Here is a 15,595-nt window from a genome sequence, read left to right on the forward strand (position 1 = left end):
GGTTTCCTTTGTCTTGTTTGAATGTCTGTGCTTGGTGAATGGTCAGCCGTGGCCGTTGGCGATGGCGTGCTTCAAGCCCGCCAGGGTAGTTTCCAACCGCATGAAATCGTCTTCGGTATAGCCGTCGAATAGCTGTTGGCCCTGCTTGGTCAGCTTGGGGAACACGTCATGGAACACCTGTTCGCCCTCGCAGCTCAGGCGCACATAATAGGAACGCTTGTCGCGTGGACAACGTTCGCGTATCACCAGCCCCTTTTGTTCCAGCCGGTCCACCACGCCCGTCAAAGTCCCCTTGGTAATCAGGGTTTTCTGGCCCAGTTCCTTGTAGGACATGCCGCAGGTGTTGCCGAGCGTGGCAATGATGTCGAATTGCGCATGCGTCAAGCCGTACTGGCGCACGAAGTCGCTAGAAAACCGCTCGAAGCCTTGCATGCATTCGGCCAGCAGCCGGATACTTTTTAAATATCGTTCACCCATGGCAGTGATTATATCCTTCCGCTCCGCTTTTTTCCGCCGCGCCAGGATCGCCCTTGCATGAGGGGCTCGATGGGGCGGAAGTCCGGTATCATGTGGGCAACTCAGCCCTTGCCCCGATCCCGCCCGCCGATGTCCTTCGCTAATCTTTCCCGTATCGGCCTCGACAAACCGTTGCGTTTGCTGCTGGTGCATGCCGGCGATGCCGAGTCGATCACGTGGGCCGGCCTGGTGCAGCCGCTGCGCCTGTGCGCGCGGGCGCTGGGGCCGCAGGCGTTCCAGCTGGACGTGCGCACGCCGGAACAGGTGGCGGCGCAGGGCGGCCACTGGCATATCGCGCTGCTGGTGGCCGATGAAACGCAGGCGCCGCTGCGCAACGAGCTGTGCCGGGCCGTGATCGAGCGCTGCCGCTCGGCGCCGTTCTGGGGCGGCGTGGGGGCGGCCGTGCTGTGGCTGGCCGACGCGGGCGTCATGGATGGCGTGCGCATCGCCTTGCCGTGGGCCTTGTATGCCGATGCGGAAGCGAAGGCGGAACGGGCCATCCTGACGCCGCATTTGTTCGACATCGACGGCCCGCACCTCACCTGCTGCGGCGGCGCGGCCAGCATCGACTTTTCGCTGACCCTGATCGAAACCATCTTTGGCGCCGACGTGCAGGCGCTCGTCAAGGAAGCCTTGTGCGTGGACAAGGTGCGCGGCAAGGAGGAACGCCAGCGCGTGGCCCTGCAGGCGCGCTTCGGCGTGTTGCAGCCGAAACTGTCCGAAGCGGTGACCTTGATGGAAGCCAATATCGAGGAGCCGCTGTCGACGGACGACATCGCCAGCCTGGTGGGCCTGTCGCGGCGCCAGCTGGAGCGGCTGTTCAAGCAATACCTGGGCAGCCTGCCGTCGCGCTACTACCTGGAACTGCGCCTGCAGCGCTCACGGCAACTGTTGCTTGATACACATTATTCCATCGTGCAAGTAGGCCTGATGTGCGGCTTTTCCTCCGGCTCGCACTTTTCCACGGCGTTCGGCACCCTGTTTGGCAATACACCGCGCGAAGAGCGGCAAAGAAAGCTCATGCCCCCGGTTTGATTAAGGCAAGCCCGGCTGTGATGAATTGTGAAAATCCTTGTCGCAGATTCAAAAGAGTTTTAGCATCCCGCTTTTTATAATGCAGTACACACGTAGCTGTCGTAGCTGCGGAGTACCTAACATATTGATGGGGAAATGCTATGAATGCCAAGCTTGATTCGACCGTAACCGCTCGTCCAGTCACCCGGGAAACCTTTGACCAGGTCCTCGTTCCTACCTACGCTCCTGCAGCCATGGTGCCCGTGCGCGGTTCCGGACTGGATCTGTGGGACCAGTCAGGCAAGCATTACCTCGATTTCACCTCCGGCATCGCCGTCAACAGCCTGGGCCACTGCCATCCGGCCCTGGTCGACGTGCTGACCAAGCAAATCAATAATTTGTGGCATTTGGGCAACGGCTATACGAACGAGCCTGTGCTGCGCCTGGCGCTGGCCCTGACGGAAGCGACCTTCGCCGACCGCGCCTTCTTCTGCAACTCGGGCGCGGAAGCCAACGAAGCGGCCCTGAAGCTGGCGCGCAAGTACGCGCACACCAAGTTCGGCGCGCACAAGTCGCGCATCATCTCGTGCTTCAGCTCTTTCCACGGCCGCACCCTGTTTACGGTGTCCGTCGGCGGCCAGGCCAAGTACACGGAAGGCTTCGAGCCGCTGCCGCCGTCGATCGACCACATCGCCTACAACGACATCGAAGCGGCGCGCGCCGCCATCGGCGATGACGTGTGCGCCGTGATCGTCGAGCCGGTACAAGGCGAAGGCGGCGTGGTGCCTGGCAATCCGGAATTCCTCAAGGAGCTGCGCGCCCTGTGCGACAAGACCGGCGCCCTCTTGATTTTCGACGAAGTCCAGAGCGGCATGGGCCGCACTGGCGCGTTGTTCGCCTACATGGGCTACGGCGTCACGCCGGACATCCTGACTGCCGCCAAGGCGCTGGGCAACGGCTACCCGATCGGTGCCATGCTGACCACGAATGAACTGGCGCAAACGCTGGCCGTCGGCACCCACGGCACCACCTATGGCGGCAATCCGCTGGCCGCCACCGTGGCCCTGACCGTGCTCGACACGATCAACACGCCAGCGTTCCTGGCGCGCGTGAAAGAAGCGAGCGTCAACACCATCGCCATGCTGCAAGGCTTGATTACGGATTACCCGCAAGTGTTCTCCATCGTGCGCGGCAGCGGTTTGCTGCTGGGCCTGGTAGTCAGCGATGCCTTCAAGGGCCGCGCGAAAGACATCCAGAAAGCGGCCGAAGCGCAAGGCTTGATGGTGCTGATCGCCGGCATGGACGTGGTGCGCCTGGCACCGGCCCTGATCGTCTCGGACGAGCAGATTGCCGAAGCGGGCCGCTTGCTGCGCGCCGCCATCGACGGCATGCTGAAAGCCTGAGGCTAGCCTCGCTCCCTGTTTGATCACCGGCCCGCCGCTTTGCTGCGGGCCGGCTTGGTTCTGCCCCCAGCATCGTCAGCATTGAAGGAGTACCCATGTATGTTGTCCGTCCGGTAGAAATTGCGGATATTGCAGCCCTCGAAGCGCTGGCCGCGGTAACCATGCCGGGTGTCCATACCCTGCCGAAGACGCGCGAGAAAATCGCCGCCTCCGTCGAGCGCTCCATTGCCTCGTTTGCCGCCCATGTCGACATCCCCAGCGAAGAGTCTTACCTCTTCGTGCTTGAATCCCTGCTCGACAAGAGCATTGCCGGCACGGCCGCCATCTTCGCCTCGGCCGGCTCGAACGGCACCTATTTTTCCTTTCGCAACGACGTCATCCAGCAAGTCTCGCGCGACCTGAACATCAGCCACAGCGTGCATGCGCTGACCCTGTGCTCGGAGTTGACGGCGTACTCGCAGCTGTCCGGCTTCTTTGTGCGCAATATGGAGCAGGCGGGCCTGGAAGCGGCCCTGCTGTCGCGCGCGCGGCTGCTGTTCGCCGTGCTGGCGCCGCACCGCTTCGGCGACCGCTTCTTCGTGCCGCTGGCCGGCATCACCGACGCCAACGGCCAGTCGCCGTTCTGGGATGCGCTGGGCCGCAAGTTCTTCCAGATGGATTTCCTCGATGCCGAAAAAGTCATCGGCGGTGCGCGCAACCGCACCCTGATCGTCGAACTGATGCCGCACTACCCCGTGTACGTGCCGCTGCTGCCCGGCGACGCGCAGGCGGCCATGGGCCAGATCCACCCGAGCGGCGAATTGGCGTTCAATCTGCTGACGGAAGAAGGCTTTGAAGCCGACGATTACATCGACATCTTCGATGGCGGCCCGATCCTGCAAGCGCACAAGCATGCGCTGCGCTCGTTTACGGGCTCGCTCACGCGCCGCGTCGTCGCAGGCGTCACGCCCAGCCGCACGGGCCTGAAAGTCAATTACGCGGTCGCCTCCGGCGCCGAGCGCAATTTCCGCGCCGTGACCTTTGCCTGCGATGCGCTCGAAGCGCAGGACAGCATTGGCTTGCCGGCCGAGCTGCTCGAGGCGCTGGCCGTGGCCGAAGGCGACAGCGTCATTTGCGTGCGTATCTAAGGGAGTTAATTTTATGCTAGTAGTACGCGCCATCAACGCCAATGACCTCGATGCCCTGTATGGCCTGGCCAGCCAGGTCGGCACGGGCATGACCACCCTCAAGCCGGACATGAAAATGCTGGGCGACCGTCTGGCGATTGCCTGCGCCTCGTTCGCCGAAACCATCGCGCCCGAAAAGCGCGACTACATGTTTGTCATGGAGGATACGGACACGGGCCGCCTGGCCGGCGTATGCGCCATCAAGGGCGCCGTGGGCCTGGACGAACCGTTCTATAACTACCGCATCGGCACCCTGGTCCATTCCAGCCGCGAACTCGATGTGTTTACGCGCATGGAAACCTTGTACCTGTCGAACGACCTGACGGGCAGCACGGAACTGTGCTCGCTGTTCCTGCACCCCGATTACCGCAGCGGCAACAACGGCAAGCTGCTGTCGAAAAGCCGGTTTCTGTTCATCGCCCAGTTCCCGCACCTGTTTACGGAAAAGCTGATCGCCGAAATGCGCGGCTACCAGGCGCCGGACGGCAGCTCGCCGTTCTACGAAGGCCTGGGCCGCCACTTCTTCAAGATGGATTTCCACCACGTCGACGATCTGACGAGCCTCGGTAAAAAATCGTTCATCGCCGAACTGATGCCGCGCCAGCCCATGTACGTGGCCTACCTGCCCGACGAGGCGCAGGAAGTCATCGGCAAGGTGCATCTGAGCACGGCGCCCGCGCGCCGCCTGCTGGAACAGGAAGGCCTGCACTTCGAGGGCTATGTCGACATCTTCGACGCCGGTCCCGTGCTGCAGGCGCGCGTGTCCGAACTGCGCGCCATGCGCGACAGCATGCCGGCCGTGCTCGACGCCGGGGCTGCGCCGGAAGCGTGCGGCGACGCCGCCCAGGCCGAGCCTTACCTGGTGTCGAACACCGACCTGAAAGATTTCCGCATGATCGTCACCAGCGCCAACCCGCACAGCGGCAAGATCGCGCTCGATGACGCTGAACTGCATCTGCTGCGCTGCCGCAACGGCGACACCGTGCGCACCTTGTCACTCAACCCGAGGAAGCATCCCCATGTCTAATGTGAATACCACGCAATCGAACTTCATCAACGGCGCCTGGCTGCCGGGCACGGGCCGCGAACTCGTCACCATCGATCCGTCGAACGGCAAGCAGACCTGGGCCAGCCTGGAAGCGACGCCAACACAGGTCGAAGAGGCTTGCCAGGCCGCCCGCGCCGCCTTCGAAGCATGGGCCGATACGCCCGTCGACGAGCGCATTGCCATCTGCGTGCGCTTCCGCGAGCTGCTGAAAGTTCATGCGGAAGCGCTGGCGCTCTTGATCTCGGAAGAAGTGGGCAAACCGTTGTGGGAGTCGCGCACGGAAGTGGCCACCATGGCCAACAAGATCGATATCTCGGTGCAGTCGTACCACGCGCGCACGGGCATCACGCAAAGCAGGATCGCCGACGGCGACGCCGTGCTGCGCCACCGTCCGCATGGCGTCTTCGGCGTCTTCGGTCCGTATAACTTCCCGGGCCACCTGCCGAACGGCCACATCGTGCCGGCCCTGATCGCCGGGAACACCATCGTCTTCAAGCCCAGCGAATATGCGCCGCGCACGGCCATCAAAACCGTGCAGCTATGGCAGCAGGCAGGCTTGCCGGACGGCGTCGTCAACCTCGTCAATGGCGGACGCGATACGGGCGTGGCGCTGGGCGCGAATGCCCACCTCGACGGCGTGCTGTTTACAGGTTCCTGCCAGACGGGCATCAGCCTGCACCGCCAGTTCGGCGGCCAGCCGGGCAAGATGCTGGCGCTGGAAATGGGCGGCAACAACGCCCTCGTCGTATGGGACGTGAAGGACGTGGACGCCGCCGTGCACCACGCGATCTTCTCCGCCTTTGTCTCCGCCGGCCAGCGCTGCACCTGCGCGCGCCGCCTGGTGGTACAAGATAACGCCGCCGGCGCCGCCTTCGTCGCGCGCCTGGTGGAAGTGGCGGCGAAACTGGGCATCGGCGCCTCCGACGCCCAGCCGCAGCCATTCATGGGCCCTGTCGTATCGAGTGCCGTGGCCGCGCGCCTGGTGCAGGCGCAGGCCGACATGGTGGCCAAGGGCGGCACGGCCCTGCTGCAGATGCGCCAGTTGAATCCCGAGGCGGGTTTTGTCTCGGCCGGCATTGTCGACGTTACCGCTGCCGTCGGCATCCCCGACGAGGAATGGTTCGGCCCGCTGCTGCAGGTGATCCGCGTGGCCGATTTCGATGCGGCCCTGAAGGTTGCCAACGCCACCGAATTCGGCCTGGCCGCGGCGCTCCTGTCCGACGATGCGGCCCTGTGGCAAACGTTCCAGACGCGCGCGCGCGCCGGCATCATCAACTGGAACCGTCCCACCACGGGCGCGGCCAGCACGGCGCCGTTCGGCGGCATCGGCAAGTCGGGCAACCACCGTCCGAGCGCCTATTACGCGGCCGATTACTGCGCCTATCCGGTCGCGTCGATCGAGAACAGCGTATTGGAACTGCCGGCCAAGCTGTCGCCCGGCCTGAATTTTTAAGGACATCCCATGCACAGCACGCGCGAATACAATTTTGACGGCCTGGTCGGGCCATCGCATAACTATGCCGGACTCTCGTTCGGCAACGTGGCCTCGTTCAGCAATGTGAAAAGCGCCTCGAATCCGAAGCAGGCCGCCTTGCAGGGCCTGGCCAAGATGCGTGCGCTGGCCGCGCGCGGCTTTGCGCAAGCCCTGCTGCCGCCGCAGGACCGGCCCAATTTCCGCCTGCTGCGCGCTATCGGTTTCACGGGGACGGACGCCGAGGTGCTGGCGCGCGCCTACCAGGAGTCGCCCGTCATCCTGGCCTGCGCGTACTCCGCCTCGCCCATGTGGACGGCGAACGCCGCCACGGTCAGCCCGTCGGCGGACACGCACGATGGCCGCGTGCATTTCACGGCCGCCAACCTGAATAACAAGCTGCACCGCGCCTTCGAGCACGCGCAGTCGGCGCGCAGCCTGCGCGCCATTTTCAGCGACGAGCAGCACTTCGCCGTGCACGACGCGCTGCCGTCGACGCCCGCCTTCGGCGACGAGGGCGCGGCCAACCACACGCGTTTGGGCGCGAACCACGGCGCGCCGTCCGTTGAATTGTTCGTGTATGGTCGCGTGGAGTTCGATCCTTCCGCGCCGTCGCCGAAGCGCTATCCGGCACGCCAGACCCTGGAAGCGTCGCAGGCCGTGGCGCGATTGCACGGCCTCGACGCGAAGCGCACCGTGTACGTGCAGCAGAATCCGGAAGTGATCGACCAGGGCGTGTTCCATAACGATGTCATCGCCGTCGGCAATGGCAACGTGCTGTTCTATCACGAACAGGCGTTTGCCGATGAAGAGGAAAGCCTGTCGCAGCTGCGCCGCGCCGTCGCCAGCACCGGGGCGGAACTGCAAGCCTTGCGGGTGGACACGGGCCAGGTGCCGATCGCGGACGCCGTCAGCAGCTATCTGTTCAACAGCCAGCTGCTGACGAAAGAGGGCGGCAAGATGGCGCTGGTGATCCCGCAGGAATGCCAGGAAAACCGCGCCGTGTCGCGCTACCTGGAAGGCCTGGTGGCGAGCGGTGGACCGATCGATGAACTGATCCATTTCGACCTGCGCCAGAGCATGCGCAACGGCGGCGGGCCCGCCTGCCTGCGTTTGCGCGTGGCCCTGACGCAAACCGAGGCGCGCGCCATGCACCAGGGCGTGATCATGACGGAAACGCTGTACCATCGGCTGGTGCAGTGGGTAGAAAAGCACTACCGCGACCATCTGGAGCCGGGCGACCTGGCCGACCCGCAGCTGGCGCTGGAAGTGCATGCGGCGCTTGAAGAATTGACGATCATCCTCAACTTACCTGGATTGTACGACTTGTAGGCGATAGAAAAACACACAGAAAAAATCCGAGACAGACTATCCGTAGCACAGACAGAATTGGACGGGCGACCCCCGTCTCTTGACACCGCTGCCGCCCAGCCACAAGCCCGAACGACAGCGTTGGACATTCACATTACCGTAATGGAGATGCAAGATGAATCACACGCCACAAGATTTGCGTACACAAACGCTGGAGCTGATTAACGCGGCTGGCAATGCGGGCAAGGCGGCAGCGCCTGTCGTGCAGCTGGTGCAGGCATGGCTCGACTCGCTCGACGCCGAAGACCTGGCCGACATCGCGCCCGGCAGCCTGGCGCCCGTGCTGGTCGACGGCTTCACGCAAGCGGCCAAGCGCACCGGCAGCGGCTGTCAAATCGCCACCCTGCGTTACGCGGATGGCCGTGGCGGCATGGCGAGCGCCTTGCTGATCCTGAACGAAGACATGCCTTACCTGGTCGACTCCATCGTCATGGCCATGCGCCGCCAGCACCTGGCCGTGCGCGGCGTGATGAACACCGTGCTGCCCGTGCGCCGCGCTCTTGATGGCAGCGTCGAAGCGGTGCGCCAGCCGGGCGATCCGCTCGAATCGTATGTGCTGGTGCTGCTCGACGAAGAGCTGGCGCCGGAAGCCCTGGCCGCGCTGGTCGCCGCCCTGGAGACGGTCGCGCGTGACGCTGCCGTCGTGCGCCGCGATGCCGCCGCCATGAGCGAGCGCCTGGCCGCCGTCGCCACAGCCGCATCGCAGCATGGCGAAGAGGGCGCGGAAGTGGCCGCCTTCCTGGAATGGGCGCGCAGCGGCGGCTTTGAAGTGTTCGGCTACGCCTATTACCGCGTCAAGCCGGGCGTGCGCGAACTGGAACGCGACATCCCGAGCCGTGTCGGCGTGCTGCAGGATACGGCGCACCCGGTCTACGGCACCTGCCTGGCGAATATCCCGGGCGACTTCGACACCCTGGCCAAGCGCGACTCGGCGCTGTCCATCGTCAAGGCCGACGTGGCGGGCACTTTGCACCGCGACCAGCAGCTCGACTTCATCGGCGTGCGCGACATGGATGCGCAAGGCGCGATCCTGGGCGAGCATTGCTTCGTCGGCCTGTTCACCCGCGCCGGCAATTCCACCCCGCTGGCGGCGCTGCCATTTGCGCGCGGCCGCGTGGCCAAGGTACTGAGCCTGGCCGGCGTGCGCCAGCAAGGCTTCCGTGCCGAGAAATTCCGCGAAATCCTCGAATCCCTGCCGCGCACGGAAGCGCTGGAAGCGGACCTCGACTGGCTGGCGCAAGTGTGCGGTTCCGTCGTTTCGCTGTACAAGCAGCCGCGCACCAAGGTCTTCGCGCGCCGCGACGTGTACGCGCGCCACCTGAACGTGCTGGTCTACCTGCCGCGCGAGCGCTACAGCGCCAGCGTCGCATCGAGCCTGGCAAAAGCCCTGCAAGCCAGTTCCGGCGCCACGCACGTGAGCACGCAGACCCTGGTGGCCGACGGCCCGCTGGCGCGCGTCTACCTGATCGCCCACGCCGCGCGCTACCCGCTGGACCTGGAAACGGATATCGAACAGCCGCTCCTGGGCGTGCTCGATGGCTGGCATAACGGCTTTGCCGCCGTGGCCGACGCCGTGCCCGACGTGGCCCTGCGCACCAGCCTGCGCAAACTCTGCGCCACATTACCGCTCGATTACGTGGCCGCCACCGCGCCGGCCATCGCTTTCCGCGACCTCGACACCATCCTGCGCAATACCGATCCGGCGCACGTGGCCGTGCGCATCGAGACGGGCTTTGTGACCACGATTCGCCTGTACTCGGCCAACAAGGTGCCGCCGCTGTCGACCATTTTGCCGGCCCTGCACAACGCGGGCGTGGCCATCGACCGCGAACAGGCGTATTCGGTTTCGCTGTCCGACGGCACGCGCTATTTCATCACCAGCCTGACGGTCGATGCCGCCAGCGCGGCGAAACTGGCGCAGCCATCCGTCGTCGCCGTGGCGCAGGAATTGTTTGCCGCCCTGTTCAACGACACGGCCGAAGATGGCCGCCTGAATGGCCTCGTCATCGAAGGCGGCTTGTCGACGCGCGAAGTGCAGCTGGTGCGCGCCTACACCAGCTACTGGCGCCAGACGGGCAGCCGCTTCTCGGTGCGCTACATCGCCGAGAGCCTGCGCAAACAGCCGGCCCAGGTCAAAGCCCTGGTCGAAGCCTTCCTGCAGCGCTTCGACCCAGCGCTGTCCGATGCGCAGCACGCGGCCGCCCTGGAGGCAATCGCCGCCATCAAGGCGGGCCTGCCATCCGTGAACCATGCCGATACCGAGGAAATCCTCGGCGCGCTGGCCGACCTGATGGCAGCCACCCTGCGCACCAGCTACTTCCAGAACAACCAACAAGGCGACAAGATCATCTTCAAGTTCGACACCAGCAGCCTGGCGCTGGTGCCGGAACCGCGTCCTTACCGCGAGATCTTTGTGTTCTCGCGCCGCTTCGAAGGCGTGCACCTTCGCGGCGGCCCTGTCGCCCGCGGCGGCTTGCGCTGGTCCGACCGCATGGAAGACTACCGCACCGAAGTGCTGGGCCTCGTCAAGGCGCAGATGGTCAAGAACGCCGTCATCGTGCCGGCCGGCGCGAAGGGCGGCTTTGTCTGCAAGATGATGCCGAAGGACGCCGTGCGCGAAACCATCGCGGCCGAAGGCGAAGCCGTCTACCGCCTGTTCATTTCCAGCCTGCTGGAAGTGACGGACAACCGTTCGCTGGGCAATATCGTCCCGCCAGTCGATACCGTCTGCTTCGACGACGCCGACCCGTACCTGGTGGTCGCTGCCGACAAGGGCACGGCCACGTTCTCGGACATCGCCAACGGCATCGCCGTGCAGCGCGGTTTCTGGCTCGGCGACGCGTTCGCCTCGGGCGGCTCGAACGGCTACGACCACAAGAAACTGGGCATCACGGCCAAGGGCGCATTCGAAGCCGTGAAGCGCCACTTCTATGAAATGGACCACGACCTGAACACCACCCCGATCACCATGGTCGGCGTGGGCGACATGTCGGGCGACGTGTTCGGCAACGGCGTATTGTTGTCGCGCCAGCTGAAACTGGTGGCCGCATTCGACCACCGTCATATCTTCCTCGACCCGACACCGGACGTCGCCGTCTCGTTCGAGGAACGTGCGCGCCTGTTCGCCTTGCCGCGCTCCTCGTGGGATGACTACAACAAGGATTTGATATCAAATGGCGGCGGCGTGTATCCGCGCTCCGCCCGCACGATCGAACTGTCGCCGCAGATCCGCGCCGCGCTCGATATCGCCGAGACCTCGCTGGCGCCGGAAGAACTGATGCACCGCATCCTGAAGTCGCCCGTAGACCTGTTCTACAACGGCGGCATCGGCACCTACATCAAGGCCTCGACCGAGACGCACGCACAGGTGAAGGACCGCGCGAATGACCATATCCGCGTCAATGGCAATGAGCTGCGCGTCAAGGTCGTGGCCGAAGGCGGCAACCTCGGTGCGACGCAAGCGGGCCGCATCGAGTTCGCGCTGGCGGGCGGACGCATCTTCACCGATGCGATCGACAATTCGGCCGGCGTCGATTGCTCGGACCATGAAGTGAACGTGAAAATCTGGCTGGACGTGGAAGTCAATGCGGGCAAGCTGACGGAAGCGGAACGCAACCGCGAGCTGTATGCGATGACGGACGACGTCGAGCGCCTGGTCTTGCGCGACAACACGCAGCAGACGCATTTGCTGGTGCGCGAGCTGCAGGCGCAAGGCGAGAGCGCCGTGCAGGATGGCTATGCCGCCCTGATCGCCAGCCTGGAAGAAGAAGGCGCCCTGTCGCGCGAACTGGAGCAATTGCCATCGGTGGCCGAACTGGCGCGTCGCAAGGCAGATGACCGGGGCCTGACCACGCCGGAACTGGCGGTGGTGATCGCCAACGTGAAGAACCGTTTCAAGCGCATCCTGTCCGCCCTGCCGCTGACGGACGAAACGTGGGCCGAGCCGGTGCTCAAACCCTACTTCCCATCGTTGCTGGTGGCAACCCGTTCGGCGCTCGACCACCCGCTGGCCAACGCCATCCTGGCGACCGTGCTGGCCAATGAAGTGATCAACCGCTGCGGCCCGCTGATGATCCGCAACCTGGCGGCGGAACACGGCGTGGACGAGTCGGCCGTGATCCTGGCCTGGGGCCAGGCATGGGTGGCGCTGAACCTGGCGCCCGTGTTCGACGCGCTCGACGCGGACGCCTTGACGGTGCCGCGCGACGTGTCGATCAAGGTCGACGCGCAAACGCGCGTGCTGCAGCAAACGATGATCGCCGGCGTGCTGTCCGTGCCGGCCGAGCAATTGCGCGGCGCGGGACTGGCTGAACTGACGCGTTTATTCGGCGCGGAATCGAAGCGCGAGCTGCTCAAAGCCGTCGGCATCAAGTCGGAAGCGGCGCTGGTGCCGGGCTTGACGCCGGCCTTCGTGCAAGCGTGGGATGCGGTCGATGCGCTGGAAGTCGTTGCCGGCTTCCTGTTCCCGGCCCTGTCCGTGCCGCGCCCTGCCTCGATGGACCTGGCGGCCTTCCTGCAGGTGGGCCTTGCTCTGCGCAGCCAGGCGGGCATCGACACCCTGGAGCGTGGCCTGAAGCTGGCCGCGCAAGGCAAGTCGCAGGAACAGTTGCGCAACTATGCGCAGCAAGCCCTGCGCCGCACGCAACAGCGTCTGCTGACGCAGGTGCTGGCGCGCGCCGAGCAAGGCAATGCAGGCCAGGCCGTCGATGCGGTGACGGGCGCGCTGGGCCTGTCGGCCTATGTGGCGGCGACGGAACTGGAGCAAGCCATGCTGGACGTGTGGACCTTGTCGGAAGCCGTGAATAAAATCACGGCGAAAAGCCCAGCGGAAGCGGCGGTGTAATGACGCAAGATGCAACACAGCTAGTAGAGGGCGCTGGCGGCTTGCCGCCAGCCGTGCAGGCGCTGGCGCAGGCCGATTTCAGCGGTGTGGCGCAGCTGTTCGCCAACGCCGGTTTCACGGTGGCCTTGCCGGCGCCCGGCATGCTGCAAGTGGTCAAGCCGCAAGCCGATAAGGGCCGCGCCAGCGTGGCCGTTTCTGTCGGCGTGCATGGCGACGAGACGGGACCGATCGAAGTGCTCGCGCATCTGCTCGACGCCCTGTCGCGCGATGCGTCGCAGCTGGCCGTCGATTTGCTCGTCTGCGTGGGCAATGTCGACGCGATCCGGGTCGGCAAGCGTTTCATCGACGCCGACCTCAATCGCATGTTTCGCCCCGTGCGGGGCAGCCTGGCGCAAGCGGCGGAAAGCGCGCGCGCCGATGAAATGATCGCCGCGACCAAAGCGTTCTTTGACGCGGCCGGTCCCGCGCGCTGGCACCTGGATTTGCACACGGCCATCCGGCCTTCCGTGTACCCCACGTTTGCCATCGTGCCGGACCTGGTGGCCGAAGACGCCAAGGCGCAGCTGATCGATTGGCTGGGCCAGGCGGCCATCGGCGCCATCATCATGAACCCGCAGTCGGCCGGCACCTACAGTTATTATTCGGCCGAGCATTGCGGCGCGGCCGCCAGCACGGTGGAACTGGGCCGCGTGGGCACCCTGGGGCAGAACGATTTATCGCTGTTTGACGACGTGTCGCGGGCGCTGGACGGCCTGTTGCGCGGCCTGCCTGCGCAGCCCGTCAAGGCGCAACCGCACGTGTTCAAGGTGGCGCAGGAAATCATCAAGCACAGCGAGGAGTTCCGCATGGCCTTCGATCGCGGCACGCAGAATTTCACCTCCCTGCCGCAGCACGCCGTGATCGCCAGCGATGGCGACCACGTCTACACGGTGCGGCACGCGGAAGAGCTGGTGGTGTTCCCGAACCCCGATGTGCGCGTGGGCTTGCGCGCCGGATTGATGGTGGTGCGCATGGCGTGATCGCCCAGTCCTCACACAGCATTTGGCGCCAGCCGGGGAAACCCGCCTGGCGCTTTTTTCATAAAAAATGCCGCACAGAAATAATTATCCATTAAGCAATTGATTGGTTTAAAATATTTACCCTTTGCAATTTTTTGGACCAATCATGTTGAAACGCCTGCTGACAGCCTTGCTGTGCCTGACCCTCTCCGGCCTCACGGCTGCCGCCCCTGCCGATGAGAAGGCGGCCGCACCGGAAATGACGGCCGAGCAATTCCTCGCCCAGCTGCACCTGCAGCGCGGCAAGATCACCTTGCCGGGCGGCATCGCCACCCTGGATTTGCCCGCCAACTTCCGTTACCTGTCGCCGACGGACGCCGAGCGCGTGCTGGTCGATGCCTGGGGCAATCCACCGGGCATGGAATCGCTGGGCATGATCGTGCCTGCCAAGACCAGCGTGCTCGAGCGCGATAGCTGGGGCGTCATCGTCACGTATGAAAAGGAAGGGCACATCAAGGATGACGATGCGGACAGCATCAAATACGACGAATTGCTCAAGGATATGCAGGCATCCGTGCTGGAAAACAATGCGGATCGCAAGAAGCAGGGTTATCCGGGCATCCATTTGATGGGCTGGGCGGAAAAACCCAGCTATGCCAAGGATACGCACAAGCTGTACTGGGCCAAGGATTTGATGGCCGATGGCGGCGAACACTCGCTGAACTACAACGTGCGCGTGCTGGGGCGCGAAGGCGTACTGAACCTGAATGCGATTGCCAGCATGCAGCAGATCGAAGCGATCAAGAAAGAGATGCAGCAAGTGACGGCGTTCACGGAATTTACCGACGGTAACCGCTACACGGATTTCGACAGCAAGACGGACAAGGTGGCCGAATACGGCCTGGCGGCGCTGGTGGCCGGTGGCGTGGCCAGCAAGCTGGGCCTGTTCGGCAAACTGCTGGCGCTGCTGCTGGCCTTCAAGAAAGTGCTGATCCTGGCCGTGGTCGGTGCCGGTGCGGCCATCGTCAAGTTCTTCGGCGGCAAGCGCAAGGACACGCCGCAGCCGCAGCCAGAACTGCAGCCGGAACCAGCGGAACAGCCCGCTCATGCGCCGGACGGCAAGGTGAATCTGGAAAAGTAGGATGAACTGAGCCGCTCGGTGCGCTGACGCACAGGAGTGGCATTGTGCGCGCTGCCGGAAGACAGCGCCTCGGGTACACTGACTCATCGTTCACTATCAGGAGTTCCCCATGTCCGTGTCCATGTATCAGGCAACCATCCCCGTCTTCATCCGCGGCTTGCGGGTCGTCTCGGCCCTGCTGGAAAAAGCGCAAGCACATGTCGAGGAAGACGGCATCGTGCCCGAGATTTTGCTGGGTGCGCAGCTGGCGCCCGACATGCTGGACTTGACGGCGCAGGTGCAGCGCGCCAGCGATACGTCGAAGATGTCGGTCGAGCGCCTGAGCGGCGTGCCGGCGCCGAAGTTCGAGGATAATGAAGCGTCGTTCGAGCAGTTACAGGAACGCATCGCCAACACCATCGCTTATATCGACAGCGTCAATGCGGGCCAGATGGCGGGCAGCGCGCAGAAGGAAGTCGTGCTGAACTGGACAGACGAGGGGACAAAATTCTCGGGCGACGATTACCTGCTCAGCTTTGCCTTGCCGAATTTCTATTTCCACGTCTCCATGGTCCACGCCATCCTGCGCAACAATGGCGTGGCCGTGGGCAAGCTCGATTATCTTGGCCCGTACGACTGAGACTG

11 protein-coding genes are annotated in these 15,595 nt (G+C 64.2%); 10 read left to right on the forward strand and 1 reads right to left on the reverse strand.

Going from position 1 to position 15,595, the window contains the following annotated elements; all coding sequences use genetic code 11:
- Positions 1-42: 42 nt before the first annotated feature.
- Positions 43-477, reverse strand: a complete 435-nt coding sequence (locus AC1RBA_RS19525) for a MarR family winged helix-turn-helix transcriptional regulator (protein WP_070311522.1) — start codon at positions 475-477, stop codon at positions 43-45.
- 129 nt (positions 478-606) lie between these two features.
- Here AC1RBA_RS19525 and AC1RBA_RS19530 point away from each other — a divergent pair, with 129 nt between their 5' ends.
- The 10 genes from AC1RBA_RS19530 (at position 607) to AC1RBA_RS19575 (ending at position 15,590) form a co-directional block, all read left to right on the forward strand.
- On the forward strand, positions 607-1,551 hold the full coding sequence (locus AC1RBA_RS19530) for a GlxA family transcriptional regulator (RefSeq protein ID WP_070311521.1): 945 nt from the start codon (positions 607-609) through the stop codon (positions 1,549-1,551).
- A gap of 140 nt (positions 1,552-1,691) precedes the next feature.
- Positions 1,692-2,933, forward strand: coding sequence for an acetylornithine/succinylornithine family transaminase (gene astC, locus AC1RBA_RS19535; RefSeq protein ID WP_070220673.1), 1,242 nt, complete (start codon positions 1,692-1,694; stop codon positions 2,931-2,933).
- Between the two features lie 95 nt (positions 2,934-3,028).
- On the forward strand, positions 3,029-4,060 hold the full coding sequence (locus AC1RBA_RS19540; RefSeq protein ID WP_070290813.1) for an arginine N-succinyltransferase: 1,032 nt from the start codon (positions 3,029-3,031) through the stop codon (positions 4,058-4,060).
- A 13-nt stretch (positions 4,061-4,073) separates the two neighbouring features.
- Positions 4,074-5,126, forward strand: coding sequence for an arginine N-succinyltransferase (gene astA / locus AC1RBA_RS19545; protein WP_230501678.1), 1,053 nt, complete (start codon positions 4,074-4,076; stop codon positions 5,124-5,126).
- Complete coding sequence (gene astD, locus AC1RBA_RS19550) at positions 5,119-6,600, forward strand: succinylglutamate-semialdehyde dehydrogenase (protein WP_492419624.1); 1,482 nt, start codon at positions 5,119-5,121, stop codon at positions 6,598-6,600. Before astA ends, astD begins: the two co-directional genes overlap by 8 nt.
- A 9-nt stretch (positions 6,601-6,609) precedes the next feature.
- Entirely contained in the window at positions 6,610-7,950 is a 1,341-nt protein-coding gene (astB, locus tag AC1RBA_RS19555) for an N-succinylarginine dihydrolase (protein WP_492419625.1), read from the forward strand.
- 154 nt (positions 7,951-8,104) lie between these two features.
- Entirely contained in the window at positions 8,105-12,832 is a 4,728-nt protein-coding gene (locus AC1RBA_RS19560) for an NAD-glutamate dehydrogenase domain-containing protein (protein WP_492419626.1), read from the forward strand.
- Complete coding sequence (locus AC1RBA_RS19565) at positions 12,832-13,851, forward strand: succinylglutamate desuccinylase (RefSeq protein WP_492419627.1); 1,020 nt, start codon at positions 12,832-12,834, stop codon at positions 13,849-13,851. The genes AC1RBA_RS19560 and AC1RBA_RS19565 overlap by 1 nt, the downstream gene beginning before the upstream one ends.
- Before the next feature lie 145 nt (positions 13,852-13,996).
- Positions 13,997-14,971: a DUF2167 domain-containing protein gene (locus AC1RBA_RS19570; RefSeq protein ID WP_492419628.1), complete on the forward strand. Its 975-nt coding sequence runs from the start codon at positions 13,997-13,999 to the stop codon at positions 14,969-14,971.
- A gap of 109 nt (positions 14,972-15,080) precedes the next feature.
- Positions 15,081-15,590 (forward strand): DUF1993 domain-containing protein, encoded by a 510-nt coding sequence (locus AC1RBA_RS19575; protein WP_046684523.1) that lies wholly within the window; start codon positions 15,081-15,083, stop codon positions 15,588-15,590.
- The last annotated feature ends 5 nt before the right edge of the window (positions 15,591-15,595 follow it).

It is taken from the genome of Janthinobacterium sp. GW823-FHT03B06, from assembly GCF_058796955.1.

What these genes read in the sequence shown, in the direction of transcription:
- AC1RBA_RS19525 (WP_070311522.1), bottom strand. Translation starts at nt 477, where the DNA reads ATGGGTGAACGATATTTAAAAAGTATCCGGCTGCTGGCCGAATGCATG.
- AC1RBA_RS19530 (WP_070311521.1), top strand. Translation starts at nt 607, where the DNA reads ATGTCCTTCGCTAATCTTTCCCGTATCGGCCTCGACAAACCGTTGCGT.
- astC (WP_070220673.1), top strand. Translation starts at nt 1,692, where the DNA reads ATGAATGCCAAGCTTGATTCGACCGTAACCGCTCGTCCAGTCACCCGG.
- AC1RBA_RS19540 (WP_070290813.1), top strand. Translation starts at nt 3,029, where the DNA reads ATGTATGTTGTCCGTCCGGTAGAAATTGCGGATATTGCAGCCCTCGAA.
- astA (WP_230501678.1), top strand. Translation starts at nt 4,074, where the DNA reads ATGCTAGTAGTACGCGCCATCAACGCCAATGACCTCGATGCCCTGTAT.
- astD (WP_492419624.1), top strand. Translation starts at nt 5,119, where the DNA reads ATGTCTAATGTGAATACCACGCAATCGAACTTCATCAACGGCGCCTGG.
- astB (WP_492419625.1), top strand. Translation starts at nt 6,610, where the DNA reads ATGCACAGCACGCGCGAATACAATTTTGACGGCCTGGTCGGGCCATCG.
- AC1RBA_RS19560 (WP_492419626.1), top strand. Translation starts at nt 8,105, where the DNA reads ATGAATCACACGCCACAAGATTTGCGTACACAAACGCTGGAGCTGATT.
- AC1RBA_RS19565 (WP_492419627.1), top strand. Translation starts at nt 12,832, where the DNA reads ATGACGCAAGATGCAACACAGCTAGTAGAGGGCGCTGGCGGCTTGCCG.
- AC1RBA_RS19570 (WP_492419628.1), top strand. Translation starts at nt 13,997, where the DNA reads ATGTTGAAACGCCTGCTGACAGCCTTGCTGTGCCTGACCCTCTCCGGC.
- AC1RBA_RS19575 (WP_046684523.1), top strand. Translation starts at nt 15,081, where the DNA reads ATGTCCGTGTCCATGTATCAGGCAACCATCCCCGTCTTCATCCGCGGC.